This is a genomic window from Shinella sp. JR1-6 (assembly GCF_004284735.1).
In the GTDB taxonomy this organism is placed as follows: domain Bacteria; phylum Pseudomonadota; class Alphaproteobacteria; order Rhizobiales; family Rhizobiaceae; genus Shinella.
On record NZ_SHMI01000027.1, the window covers coordinates 25195 to 37846 of the forward strand.

Here is a 12652-nt window from a genome sequence, read left to right on the forward strand (position 1 = left end):
ATTGCTGCAAAAGCCAACAGCTTGTTCTATTTGTTGGAACAATGAACCGAACCCAGCTTTCTCAACTCGCGGTGCTCGCCATCGTCGCGGAGACGCGCAGCTTTCGCAAGGCGGCGGGTGAACTCGGCATTGCGCCCTCCGCCGTCAGCCATGCGGTCTCCGCGCTGGAGGCAAGCCTCGGCGTGCGCCTCATTGCGCGCACCACCCGCTCCGTGGCGCCGACCGAGGAGGGGCGCCTGCTGCTCGACACGCTGGCGCCGGCGCTTTCCGATATCGGTTCGGCCATGGAGGCGCTTGCCGACCGGCAGGGCCGCCCTGCCGGGCCGTTGCGCGTCACCATGCCGTTGATCGCCGCCGAAGACATCGTCATGCCGCGGCTCGGCGCCTTCCTCGCCGCCTATCCGGAGATCGAGCTGGACCTGAGGACCGACGATCGCTTCGAGGACATCGTCGAGAAGGGGTTCGATGCGGGGCTGCGGCTTGGGGAACATCTGGAGGCCGACATGATCGCGGTGAGGGCGAGCGGTCCCTGGCGCGGCCTCATCGTCGGCGCGCCTGCCTATTTCGAAAACCATCCGGAACCTGTCCAGCCGCGCGATCTCATGCAGCACCGCTGCATCCGGCGGCGCTTTTCCAGCGGACGGGTCTATCGCTGGGAACTGGAAAAGGACGGGCGGCTGGTGACGGTCGACGTTACCGGCCCTTTGATCGTCTCCGATCAGCGGCTGATGCGCGCGGCCGCGATCGACGGCGCGGGCCTTGCCTATGTCTTCGACCAGCGCGTCACCGACGATATCGAGGCCGGGCGTCTCGTCGCGGTGCTGGAAGACTGGTGCCCGGCCTTCGACGGCTTTTCGATCTATTACCCCTCGCGCCGGCAGATGCGCCCGGCGCTGCGCGCTTTCGTCGATTTCTTCCGGTTCCGCGGCTGACCCCGGCTCGGCAGGTTATGCTCGAGCGTTTCCGGCCGAAGCGGGATTGCTTCGGCGTCGGACAATGCGGGAAAGCTCTAGGTCTCCAGCCGGTAGCGGATGTGCCCGTCGGTCTCGACATAGCTGTCATAGAGCTTGCGGGCGCGCGCATTGTCATGGCGGGTGTGCCAGTAGATCCCGCGCCAGCCGTTGCGCCGGGAAATGGTGACGAGATCGTTGATCAGTGCCCGGCCGATGCCTTTGCCGCGCGTGTCTTCATCAACGAACATGTCCTCGAGATAGCCTTCCGGTGCGATGTCCCAGGTGGAATCGTGATAGTGGTGGATGGCGAAGCCCAGCACCGTCCCGTCCTCGTCGGCAAGGCGCATCGAGACGCGGGAGCCGGGGTCGAGGATGCGGGCCCAGGTGAAGGCGGTGACCTCCTCCGGCACGTCGGTCTCGTAGAAGGCGAGGTAGCCGGCCCAGAGCTTTCTCCAGGCGGCTTCGTCACTTTCCAGCGCATCGCGGATGATGATGGCCATGGGTCACGCCCCCGCCGCGTCGAGCGCCGCCATCTGCTCCGCGCTCAGCGTCAGGGTCGCCGCCTTCGTCAGGCTTGCGAGCTGGCCGAGGCCGGTGGCGCTGGCGATCGGCGCAGTGACGGCGGGCTTGGCCATCAGCCAGGCGAGCGCGATTTCGGCCTGCGTCGCGCCGGTGTCGGCGGCTACCGTGTCGAGCGCGGCGAGAATGCGCCGGCCCTTGTCGTCGAGATAGTGCACGACGCCCTCGCCGCGGGTTCTGCCTTCCGTGTCGGCCTTCGTGCGGTACTTGCCGGTGAGGAAGCCGGAGGCGAGGCTGTAATAGGTGATGACGCCAAGATCCTCTTTCCGGCAGAGGTCGGCCAGCGCGCCCTCGAAACCGGCGCGGTCATAGAGATTGTATTCCGGCTGCAGCGCGCCATAGCGCGGCAGGCCGGCCTTGTCGGCGGCCTCGAACGAGGCCTGCAACTGGCCGGCATCGAGGTTCGAGGCGCCGAAGGCACGCACCTTGCCGGCCGTCACCAGGCTCGCATGGGCCTCCAGGGTTTCCTCGTAGGGCGTTTCCGGATCCGGCCAGTGCGAGAGGTAGAGGTCGATATGATCGGTCTGGAGCCGCTTCAGCGAGTTTTCGACGGCCTCGACGATCCAGCGCCTGCGCAGGTCCCGGCGCCCCTGGCCCATGTCGGAACCGACCTTGGTGATCACGACCACCCTGTCGCGGGCGATGCCGGAGCGCTTCAACCACTTGCCGATGATCGCCTCGGATTCGCCGCCCTGGTTGCCCGGCGCCCAGCGGGAATAGACATCGGCCGTGTCGATGGCGTTGAAGCCGGCGCCGGTGAAGGCGTCGAGCAGGTTGAAGGAGGTCTTCTCGTCGGCCGTCCAGCCAAAGACATTGCCGCCGAAGACGAGAGGAGCGATCGAAAGGCCGGTCTTGCCGAGGGCGCGAAGCTGCATGGGGTCCTCCAAAGGGTTCGTGCTGAAAAAAGGCTTCCTGCAACATAGGGCGCAGCCGGCGCCTTTGCACGCAGCGGATCCGACTTTTTGCCGGGCGGCTCGGCTTGCGAGGAACGTACCTCGCGACTAGTCTCCTGTCGCAATCAAGGAGAGATCATCATGCTGCGTTTCGGAATCCTGTCGACGGCCAAGATCGGCCGCGAACTCGTCGTGCCGGCCATCCAGGATGCGGAAAACTGCGTCATCACCGCCATTGCCAGCCGCGACCTCGCCAAGGCCCGCGCCATGGCCGACCGCTTCTCGGTGCCGCATGCCTTCGGCTCCTACGAGGAGATGCTCGCCTCGGACATGATCGACGCCGTCTATATCCCGCTGCCGACGTCCCAGCATGTGGAATGGTCGATCAAGGCGGCGGATGCGGGAAAACATGTGCTGTGCGAGAAGCCGATCGCCCTCAAGGCCGAGGAGATCGATGCACTGATCGCCGCGCGTGACCGCAACAAGGTGCTGATCTCGGAAGCCTTCATGGTCACCTACAGCCCCGTCTGGCGCAAGGTTCGCGCGCTGCTGGCCGAAGGGGCAATCGGCCGGCTGCGCCACGTGCAGGGCGCCTTCACCTACTTCAACCGCGACCCCGGCAACATGCGCAACGTGCCGGCGCTCGGCGGCGGCGGCCTGCCCGATATCGGCGTCTACCCGACCATCACCACGCGCTTTTCCACCGGCAAGGAGCCGGTCCGCGTGCAGGCGAGCACCGATCGCGACCCGGAATTCGGCACGGACGTCTATTCGAGCGTGCGCGCCGATTTCGGCGATTTCGAGCTCTCCTTCTACGTTTCCACCCAGCTCGCCCAGCGTCAGGTCATGGTCTTCCACGGCGACAAGGGCTTCATCGAGGTGAAATCGCCCTTCAATGCCGATCGCTACGGGGCGGAGGAGATCGAGCTTACCAACCAGAGCCACAGCGAAAGCCAGTTCTTCCGCTTCCAGGATGCCCGCCAGTACAGGCGCGAAGCCGAGGCCTTCACCCGGGCGGCGCTCGGGGCGGACGAGGAGGTCGTGTCGCTGGAAAATTCGCGCCTCAACCAGAGGCTCATCGACGCCATCTACCGCGCCAGCGAGAAGGATGGCTGGGAGCCGGTCTAAAGCCGGCTCACCCTCCGCCACGCAAGGGCAGGGCGGAGGGGATTTCACATGTTGGCCGGGGGCCGATCAGGCGGCCGGCTGCTTCGTCTTGCGCAGGTAGGGCAGGACGGTGTCGAAGGCGCCGAAGCGGGTGATGGCGTCCTCGTTGGAAACGGCGGCGGTGATGATGACGTCGTCGCCCTGCTGCCAATTGGCAGGCGTCGCCACCTGGTGCTTGCTGGTGAGCTGGATGGAGTCAATCGCGCGCAGGATCTCGGCGAAGTTGCGGCCCGTCGTCATCGGGTAGGTGAGGATCAGCTTGATCTTCTTGTCCGGGCCGATGACGAAGACGGAGCGCACCGTGGCGTTGTCGGCGGGCGTGCGGCCTTCCGATGTGTCGCCGGCGGCGGCCGGCAGCATGTCATAGAGCTTGGCCACCTTCAGGTCCTTGTCGCCGATCAGCGGGTATTCGACGTCGAAGCCCGTGGCGGTGCGGATGTCGGCCTTCCACTTGACGTGGCTGTCGACCGGATCGACGGAGATGCCGATGATCTTGACGCCGCGCTTGCGGAACTCGCCCTCGACGCCGGCCATGGCGCCGAGCTCGGTGGTGCAGACCGGGGTGAAGTTCTTCGGGTGCGAGAAGAGCACGGCCCAGCCGTCACCGATCCAGTCATGGAAGCTGACCGGGCCGATGGTGGTCTCGGCGGTGAAGTCCGGAGCGATGTCGTTGATGCGAAGGCTCATGGGGATCGTCCTCTCTTTCGTGCGGGGATCGCAGGGGAGCCCCCGCGAAAAATATGTCCGGGCTGGTAGATAGAACGAAAAAACCACCTTGCCTATAGCGGCACACCGTCGCTGGCGACCCGCGCAGGAGCGCATCTTTGCGCCCTTTTCGCCGGCGGGATGAAGGCTTTCGGCAGCTCGGGCATGCTGCGCCAAACCGTTCTGCGAAGCCGACGGGATGTGGAAGACGATTTCTTTTGGCCGGAGGGCGGAATCCGGTGCGCGAACCCCGTCCATGCATGGAGGCGGCGGCTTTTGCGCGCAAGCCGTTTATTCGTCGATCTCGGCGCGCCCGCTTGTCAGGTCGGCGACCATCCGGCCGATCTCGTCCGCCTTTTCCACCGGTACCCGGAAGGAAAGGCGCGCGCCCCTCTCGTGAAAGGCCTCCTCGTCCATCACCAGGCCCGCCAGGGCGGACAGCCGCGCCTTGACGAGGGCAAGGTCGGAAAAGCCGAGCGAGACGGAGAGCGCGATGCGTTCGACATATTCGGTCTTGGCTGCCGCGCGCAGGCAGGCGGCCGCGGTGCCGCCATAGGCGCGGATGAGCCCGCCGCTGCCGAGAAGGATGCCGCCGAACCAGCGCGTGACGACGACGAGCGTGCGGTCGAGCGCCTGGCCGTCGATCGCCTGCAGGATCGGCTTTCCGGCCGTACCGCTCGGTTCGCCGTCGTCGCTGAAGCGATAGGTCTGGCCGATGCGGAAGGCCCAGCAATTGTGGTTCGCCGCAGGATCCGACACTTCAGCCAGCCGCGTCTTCGCCTCCGCCTCGTTCTCGACGGGACAGGCGATCGCGCGGAACCGGCTCTTGCGGATCTCCTCTTCGAACAGCGCAGTCTGGTCCAGCGTGTACAAGGCATCTTCCCGGTGGCGTCTGGCCGCCTCCTACCCCCTCGGCGCCCTTCATATCAAGCGTGGAATAGAGCACTAATTCTATAGACTATTGACAGGCGCCACGATTTTGCCATGATGTCGGCCGGGACGTTAAACAGAACGGGAGCCTTCCGCATGATCTATCTGGGCGGCGTGACGCTTGGCTACTTCAACCTCTATCCCGTCGGCTTCCAGCCGAAAGAAGAGCAATCCCGTTCGGAGGATACGGCTGGCCGCGTGACGGAAGACAGGTTGCCGCTTGAAGGAAGCCGGCTTTCCTTCTCCCGTCGCCCTGTCCAGTGGCCGTTGCACGTCTTCTTTTGAATCGGGGGGGAGGCTGCAGAAAGTCATCGATGATTTTTTGTAGTCGAGCAGAAACAAAGGGCGCAGCCGCTTCACCGCAGGGCCGGAACCGGCATGTCAGGGAAGCGCCGGGCAGGCCCCGGGCCTGGCCGGCAGCCCGCCGCCGGCGATGAGGGCGGCTAGCTGTGCCCGGTCGCCGTCAGCGGTCGGCTGGATGTTGAGCGGTTCTGTCGCCGGCCACCAGTCGCCGGCCGCCCAATAGGCCCAGCCGGTCCAGACTGCACGCTCCTTGCCGACCAGCGCCGTCATGCGGGCCAGTCCGTCCAGGCACGTCTTGTCCGCCGAGCCGCCGAATTCTCCGAGGAAACCGCGTTTGTTGTTGCGCTTCAACCAGTCGGTGAAGCGCTCCAGCGCGGCGACAGCGTCGTCCGCCCGCGTGCAGGTATCCGCCTTGCCGGAAAAATCGGCGTCGAGATACTGGTGGACCTCGTAGACGTGGTTGTCGGCGGGGTCCTTGATGTCGAGCATGACGGTGCCGTTGGCGCCGCCCTCGCGCTCCTCTTCCCAGCTGTGCGCGCCCGTCCAGATCGTGCCGGGCACGAGGACGAGGTTTTTTGCGCCCGTCTCGCGGATCGCGGCGATCGCGGCATTGGCGGAGGCGAGCCATTGCGTGGCGGGCACGTCGTGCGGTTCGTTCATCAGGCCGAACTGCACGCCGCCGTCGTTCTTGTAGTCCTCGGCGAGCCGACGCCAGAAATCGGCGAAGGCGCTGTCCGGCAGGTCCGGCGAGCCGATCTGCTTGTCGCCGTAATAGGCATAGTTGTGTGGATCGAGGATGACGGTCATGCCGGCGCCGCGCAATGCCTTGACGGTGTCGGCGAGCCGCTTGCGCTCCGCCTTGTCGAAGCCGCGGTTCAATCGCGGCTGCAGCCGTTCCCACTTGAAGGGAAGGCGCACGGCGTTGAAGCCCTTGCCGGCAAAATAGGCGATCGTTTCGGCAGAGGGATAGGTGTAGTCCTTGCCGAACGTGCCGCGCCCCTCGCCGAATTCGGCACCGGCGAGATTCACGCCGCTGAGGCAGGCTGCGCTCGCCTGAACGGGAAGCATCACGGCCATTGCAGCCGCCAGCAGTCGAAAGCGCGCTGCCGCGCCGGATAGGGATTGCACGCCTGCCTCCGTTCCGGCCGGGTGCCGGTTCGTTCCTGGGGTCTTGCACCCCGCCTATGAGAGCCGATCAAGACGCGCACGATCTTAAGGCGGTGTTAAGGCGGCTCGCCTTTTCGCGAAATGGATTAAGAGAATGCCACCGTCGTGCTGCCGTCAGCCGCACGCGGGCGGAGCGGTGATTCCACTTGGCCGTAAAATGCTCTAGAGGCGGGGATGCCGCCGGTGGACCGGCAGGCCTCGCAACAGGTTCTTTCCATGCCCGCTCCCGCGACGTCCGCTCCCCTGTCCTCCGGCAATCGCCATCCACTGCGTGTTCTCCTGTCGCTCGTCAGCGACGAGAAGGGTCGTGTGGTGCGGGCTGTCGCCTCGTCGGTGATCAACAAGATCTTCGACGTCATGCCGGAAATCCTGATCGGCATCGCGCTCGACGTGGTGGTGCGCGGGAAGGATTCCTTCGTCGCCAAGGTCGGCATCACCGATCCCGTACACCAGCTCGCCCTGCTTGGCATCGCCACCTTCCTCATCTGGTTCGGCGAATCGCTGTTCGAATATTTCTATCAGATCCTCTGGCGGGGGCTGGCGCAGGACGTGCAGCATCGCCTCCGCATCCTCTGTTATGACCATGCCCAGCATCTGCCGACGAGCTTCTACGAGGAGAACCGTTCCGGCGATCTCGTCGCCGTCTTGAACGACGACATCAACCAGCTGGAACGCTTCCTCGACCGCGGGGCGAACGAGCTGATCCAGACCTTCGCCGCCGTCCTGCTCGTCGGCGCGGTGTTCTTCATCGTCAGCCCGCTGATCGCGGTCATCGCGTTTACGCCGGTGCCGGCGATCATCGCCGGGGCCTTCTGGTTCCAGCGCCGCGCGCAGGCGCGCTACGATGCGGTTCGGGCGCGGGCTGGCGGGCTCGGCGCGCGGCTCACCACCAACCTGCAGGGCCTGCAGACCATCCGCGCCTTCGGTGCCGAGGCGCGCGAGACGGCGACGCTGACGGCGGAAAGCCGTGGCTATGTCGAGGCGAACCGGGCGGCGATTCGCGTCTCCTCCGCCTTCATTCCGATCATCCGCATGGCGATCCTGTCCGGCTTCCTCGCCACCTTCCTGATCGGCGGCTGGCTGACGCTGAACGGCGAGATGCAGGTCGGCGCCTATGGCCTGCTCGTCTTCCTCACCCAGCGTCTGCTCTGGCCGATGACCGGCCTTGCCGAGATCGCCGACCTCTACGAGCGCGCCATGGCCTCGACGCGGCGCATCCTGCGCCTGCTCGACGAGCCGCGCGGCGAACCGCACGGGACGCACGAGGCAAAGGTCTCCGGCCGCTTCGAGATCGACGGTGTCGGCTTCCGCTATGCGACGAGCCCCGGCGGCGTCACGGACATCAACCTTGCCATCAAGGCGGGCGAGACAGTCGCCCTCGTCGGCCCGACGGGCAGCGGCAAGTCGACCCTTATCAAGCTCCTCGGCCTTTTCATCCGCCCGCAAAGGGGGCGCATTTCCCTTGATGGCGTGCCGCTCGCCGACTGGTCCGGCGAATGTCTTCGCACCAGCATGGCCTGGGTGCCGCAGGAAGTGACGCTGTTTTCCGGGTCGATCGCCGACAATATCGCCTACGGTCGGCCGGAGGCGAGCCGCGAAGAGGTGGAAGCCGCGGCGCGCATGGCGGAGGCCGACGGCTTCATCCGCGACCTGCCGGAGGGTTACGAAAGCCAGATCGGCGAATACGGCCAGAAACTTTCGGGCGGCCAGCGTCAGCGCATCGCGCTCGCCCGAGCGCTGCTGATCGATCCGGCGATCCTCATCCTCGACGAGGCGACGAGCGCCGTCGACAACGAGACGGAAGCGGCGATCCAGCGCTCGCTCGCCAGGATGAAGGGCAAGCGCACGGTGATCCTCGTCGCGCACCGGCTGAGCACGGTGGTACATGCGGATGCGATCCACGTCATGGAGGCCGGGCGGGTGATCCAGTCGGGCGCGCACGACGAGCTTGTGGAACGGCCGGGGCTCTATCGCACGCTATGGAACATCCAGACGGGGCATGCGGAGATGAACGAGACGGCATAAGCACCCCTTATCCGCCTGCCGGCACCTTCTCCCCGCTTGCGAGGAGACGGTCGCGGCAACAGGATGAGGGGCCGCCTTGCGTCCCTCAGTGCGCCTCGTCCCAGTTGGTCGCCGCACGGGCGTCCACCTTCAGCGGCACCTTCATCGCAAGCGCCGGCATGGAAGCGTTCTCCATCACGTCGACGATGATCGGGATCGCCTTTTCCACTTCGCTGTCCTCGACCTCGAAGATCAGTTCGTCATGCACCTGCAGCAACATGCGGGCGGAGAGGCCGGCGGCGGAAAGTGCCGGCTCCATCTTGATCATGGCGCGGCGGATGATGTCGGCGGCAGAACCCTGGATCGGCGCGTTGATCGAGGCGCGTTCGTTGAAGGCACGCACGGAGGGATTGGACGACTTGATCTCCGGGTAATGCGCGCGGCGGCCGAAGATGGTTTCGACATAGCCGTTCTCGCGGGCGAAGGCCTTGGTCTGGTCCATGTAGTCCTTGATGCCCGGGAAGCGCTCGAAATACTTCTTGATGTAGTCGCCGGCCTCCGAGCGCTCGATGGAGAGCTGGTTGGCAAGGCCGAAGGCCGAGATGCCGTAGATGATGCCGAAATTGATCGCCTTCGCACGGCGGCGGACTTCGGACGGCATGCCTTCGACCGGCACGCCGAACATCTCGGAGGCCGTCATCGCGTGGATGTCGACGCCGTCGGCAAAAGCCTGCTTCAGCTGCGGGATGTCGGCGACATGGGCGAGCACGCGCAGCTCGATCTGGCTGTAGTCGGCCGAGACCAGCTTGTGGCCGGGGGTCGAGATGAAGGCCGTTCGGATCTTGCGGCCTTCCGCGGTGCGCACCGGAATGTTCTGCAGGTTCGGATCGGAGGAGGAGAGGCGGCCGGTCGTCGTCGCGGCCAGCGCATAGGACGTGTGCACGCGCTTCGTCTCGGGATGGACGAAGCCGGGCAGGGCGTCCGTATAGGTCGATTTCAGCTTGGTCAGCTGGCGCCAGTCGACGATCTTGCGCGGCAGCGGAATCCCCTGTGCGGCAAGGTCTTCGAGCACCTGCGCGGACGTCGACCACTGGCCGGTCTTCGTCTTGGAGGCGCCGGACAGGCCCATCTTGCCGAACAGGATGTCGCCGAGCTGTTTCGGCGAGCCGATGTTGAAACGTTCGCCGGCAAGCTCGTAGATCTCTTCTTCAAGGGCGGCAGCGCCCTGCGCGAGCTCCCCGGAAAGGCGGGACAGCACCTGGCGGTCGATGGTGATGCCGCGCTCTTCCATGCGCGCCAGCACGGGCACCAGCGGGCGCTCCAGCCGCTCGTAGACGGTGGTCATGCGCTCGCTCGCAAGGCGCGGCTTCAGCACGTGCCAGAGGCGCAGCGTCACGTCGGCATCCTCGGCGGCATAGGTCGTGGCGCGGGAAATATCGACCATGTCGAAGGTCTGCGCGCCCTTGCCGGAGCCGGCGACGTCCTTGTAGGCGATCGGCTTGTGGCCGAGCCAGCGTTCGGAAAGCGTGTCCATGCCGTGCGTGGTGGTGCCCGCATCGAGCGCATAGGACATCAGCATCGTGTCGTCGAAGCCCTTCACGGTGATGCCGTGCCGGCGCATGACGAGATAGTCGTATTTGAGGTTCTGCGCGACCTTCAGGACGGACGGATCCTCCAGCAGGCTCTTCAGCCGCTCCAGCGCCGGCCGGATCGGGATCTGCCCCTCGGCAAGCCCGCCGCCGAGCAGGTCGCCGACGCCGGTCTTGTGGTTGAGCGGCACATAGCAGGCGCGGATGGCGGTGCCGGCCGGATCCTTGGCATTGTCGGCGATCGCCAGGGAGAAGCCGCAGAGTTCGGCCTGCATGGCGTCGAGCGAGGTCGTCTCCGTGTCGAAACCGACGAGACCGGTCTCTTGTGCGGCGGCGATCCAGCGGTCCAGCGCTTCGAGGTCCCGGACGGTCTCGTAGCCGGCATGGTCGATGGGTACGGCGGCAAAGCGCTCGGCGCGCGCCCCTGCGAGCGCGGCGGGCGTATCGCCGTCCGCAGCCGCGGCAGGTGGCGGCGCTGCGGCAGCCGTTTCCGCGCCGGCAGGGGCTGCCGCGCTGTCGCCCTTGTCGAGGTCCGGGCCGCGCGCCTCGGTGCCCCCTTCGACCGGCACGTCCGCCGGTTCGATGGCGCCGGCATCGCAATCGCAGGCTTCGGCGACGCGGCGTGTCAGCGTGGTGAACTCCATCGCCTTCAGGAAGGCGATCAGCCGGGGCCCGTCCTGCGGGTGCAGGATCAGGTCGTCGAGGGGCGTATCGAGCGGTGTGTCCGTCTTCAGCGTAACGAGCTGGCGGGAGAGCAGCACGAGGTCGCGATTGGCGATGATGTTCTCGCGGCGTTTGGCCTGCTTGATCTCCTCGGCGCGGGCGAGCAGCGTATCGAGGTCGCCATATTCGTCGAGAAGCTGCGCGGCTGTCTTCGGGCCGATGCCGGGCACGCCGGGCACGTTGTCGGTCGAATCGCCGGTCAGCGACTGGAGGTCGATCATCTTCTCCGGCGGCACGCCCCATTTCTCGATGACTTCGGGAATGGAGATCTGCTTGTCCTTCATGCCGTCGTACATCGAGACGTTCTCGGTCACGAGCTGCATCAGGTCCTTGTCGGAAGAGACGATCGTGACGCCGGCGCCGTCGGCTTCGGCAAGGCGGGCATAGGTGGCGATCAGGTCGTCGGCCTCGAAACCTTCCTTCTCGATGCAGGGCAGGTTGAAGGCGCGTGTCGCATGGCGGATCAGGCCGAACTGCGGGATCAGGTCTTCCGGTGGTGCCGACCGGTTCGCCTTGTACTGGTCGTAGAGTTCGTTGCGGAAGGTCTTCGAGGAATAGTCGAAGATGACCGCGAAATGGGTCGGCGTCACGCCCACGTCGGTGTTGCGCGCATCCTTCAAGAGCTTCCACAGCATGTTGCAGAAACCCGAGACGGCATTGACCGGCAGCCCGTCCGATTTGCGGTTGAGCGGCGGGATGGCGTGGAAGGCACGGAAGATGAAACCCGAGCCGTCGACGAGGAAGAGATGATCACCTTTTTTCATGGGGTGAATGGATAGCGCGGGCGGCTTTCCGCGTCCATCTTTCATTGTGGGAAAACGGGCGCTCCCGGGGCGTGGAAAGCCTCACACGAACGTTACCAATTTGTAATTTTCCAGGCCTCCTGAATCCCTTGAAAAGCCACATTCGAACCCACAGATATTGATCATCGGCACCTGATCAAAGCCGTTGTCTGGCACCCGGCCTGTCCCCCGCCGCGCCAGACAAAGGACAAAGGCCTCATCCCCCTCTCCGGGCCTTTGTCCATCATTCGAAGAAGCCGCCGCGACAAGCCTCCTGTCGTCGGCGGCTTCTCGTTTTGGGGCAGATGGATCGCCTGCGATCCATAGTTGTCTTCCCCCTGAAAGCGGCATACCTTCCCGCCATGGAATTTGACCGGAAGGAGTCGGCAGCATACCTCGCCAATCTCCTGGCGAAGGCGGCGTCCCGCGCCCTTCAGGTGCGGGCGGGCGGGGCTGGTTTTGCGCCCGGTCAGTTCCCGGTCCTCCTGGAGCTTTGGAGCGGCGACGGTCTCACCCAGCGCGAACTGCTCGACCGGCTCGACATCGAGCAGGCGACCATGGCCAACACGCTTGCCCGCATGCAGCGCGACGGGCTCATCTCCCGCCGGCGTCACCCGAAGGACAAGCGAGCCCAGCTCGTCTTCCTGACGAACCGTGGCAAGGCGCTGCGCGAAACCGCGATGGCGGCGGCCTCGGCCACCGAGGACACGCTGTTCCAGGGGTTCCGGCGTTTCGAGCGGGAGCTGCTTCTGGAATATATGCGCCTGGTGCTTGCCAATCTCGGCCGCGATCCGCGCATCTGATCGTCATACGATTTGCCCTGACCGAGCCGATCGGTCTAATGTCGCGCCGAAATT

General features: G+C 65.5%; 11 protein-coding genes. 5 read left to right on the top strand and 6 right to left on the bottom strand.

Annotated elements, in window-relative coordinates:
* Positions 1–41 precede the first annotated feature (41 nt).
* Positions 42–932 carry a LysR family transcriptional regulator gene (locus EXZ48_RS28550; RefSeq protein WP_130520197.1) on the top strand — a complete coding sequence of 297 codons (891 nt, stop codon included), beginning with the start codon at positions 42–44 and terminating at the stop codon, positions 930–932.
* A gap of 77 nt (positions 933–1009) precedes the next feature.
* On the opposite strand, the gene EXZ48_RS28555 is transcribed toward EXZ48_RS28550, so the two are convergent.
* Both EXZ48_RS28555 and EXZ48_RS28560 read right to left on the bottom strand, forming a co-directional pair.
* Complete coding sequence (locus EXZ48_RS28555; protein ID WP_024270464.1) at positions 1010–1453, bottom strand: GNAT family N-acetyltransferase; 444 nt, start codon at positions 1451–1453, stop codon at positions 1010–1012.
* A gap of 3 nt (positions 1454–1456) precedes the next feature.
* Positions 1457–2407 (bottom strand): aldo/keto reductase, encoded by a 951-nt coding sequence (locus EXZ48_RS28560; protein ID WP_130520199.1) that lies wholly within the window; start codon positions 2405–2407, stop codon positions 1457–1459.
* A 159-nt stretch (positions 2408–2566) separates the two neighbouring features.
* On the opposite strand from EXZ48_RS28560, the gene EXZ48_RS28565 reads away from it, so the two are divergent.
* The gene (locus EXZ48_RS28565) at positions 2567–3553 is read left to right on the top strand and encodes a Gfo/Idh/MocA family protein (protein WP_130520202.1); all 987 of its coding nucleotides are present in this window, start codon (positions 2567–2569) and stop codon (positions 3551–3553) included.
* A gap of 66 nt (positions 3554–3619) precedes the next feature.
* Here the strand turns inward: EXZ48_RS28565 and EXZ48_RS28570 are convergent, their stop codons facing one another.
* Together EXZ48_RS28570 and EXZ48_RS28575 are read right to left on the bottom strand one after the other, a co-directional pair.
* Positions 3620–4279 (bottom strand): peroxiredoxin, encoded by a 660-nt coding sequence (locus EXZ48_RS28570; protein WP_023514541.1) that lies wholly within the window; start codon positions 4277–4279, stop codon positions 3620–3622.
* A 309-nt stretch (positions 4280–4588) separates the two neighbouring features.
* Positions 4589–5170 (bottom strand): YigZ family protein, encoded by a 582-nt coding sequence (locus tag EXZ48_RS28575; RefSeq protein ID WP_050742797.1) that lies wholly within the window; start codon positions 5168–5170, stop codon positions 4589–4591.
* Between the two features lie 153 nt (positions 5171–5323).
* On the opposite strand from EXZ48_RS28575, the gene EXZ48_RS28580 reads away from it, so the two are divergent.
* Positions 5324–5512 (top strand): hypothetical protein, encoded by a 189-nt coding sequence (locus EXZ48_RS28580; protein ID WP_023514543.1) that lies wholly within the window; start codon positions 5324–5326, stop codon positions 5510–5512.
* A 96-nt stretch (positions 5513–5608) separates the two neighbouring features.
* Here the strand turns inward: EXZ48_RS28580 and EXZ48_RS28585 are convergent, their stop codons facing one another.
* Positions 5609–6607 (bottom strand): glycoside hydrolase family 5 protein, encoded by a 999-nt coding sequence (locus tag EXZ48_RS28585; RefSeq protein WP_130520232.1) that lies wholly within the window; start codon positions 6605–6607, stop codon positions 5609–5611.
* A gap of 306 nt (positions 6608–6913) precedes the next feature.
* On the opposite strand from EXZ48_RS28585, the gene EXZ48_RS28590 reads away from it, so the two are divergent.
* On the top strand, positions 6914–8722 hold the full coding sequence (locus EXZ48_RS28590) for an ABC transporter ATP-binding protein (RefSeq protein ID WP_130520204.1): 1809 nt from the start codon (positions 6914–6916) through the stop codon (positions 8720–8722).
* Between the two features lie 85 nt (positions 8723–8807).
* Here EXZ48_RS28590 and polA read toward each other — a convergent pair whose 3' ends face one another.
* Entirely contained in the window at positions 8808–11777 is a 2970-nt protein-coding gene (polA, locus tag EXZ48_RS28595; protein ID WP_130520206.1) for a DNA polymerase I, read from the bottom strand.
* A gap of 380 nt (positions 11778–12157) precedes the next feature.
* Between polA and EXZ48_RS28600 the strand changes: the two genes are divergently transcribed.
* Positions 12158–12598 carry a MarR family winged helix-turn-helix transcriptional regulator gene (locus EXZ48_RS28600; RefSeq protein ID WP_130520208.1) on the top strand — a complete coding sequence of 147 codons (441 nt, stop codon included), beginning with the start codon at positions 12158–12160 and terminating at the stop codon, positions 12596–12598.
* The last annotated feature ends 54 nt before the right edge of the window (positions 12599–12652 follow it).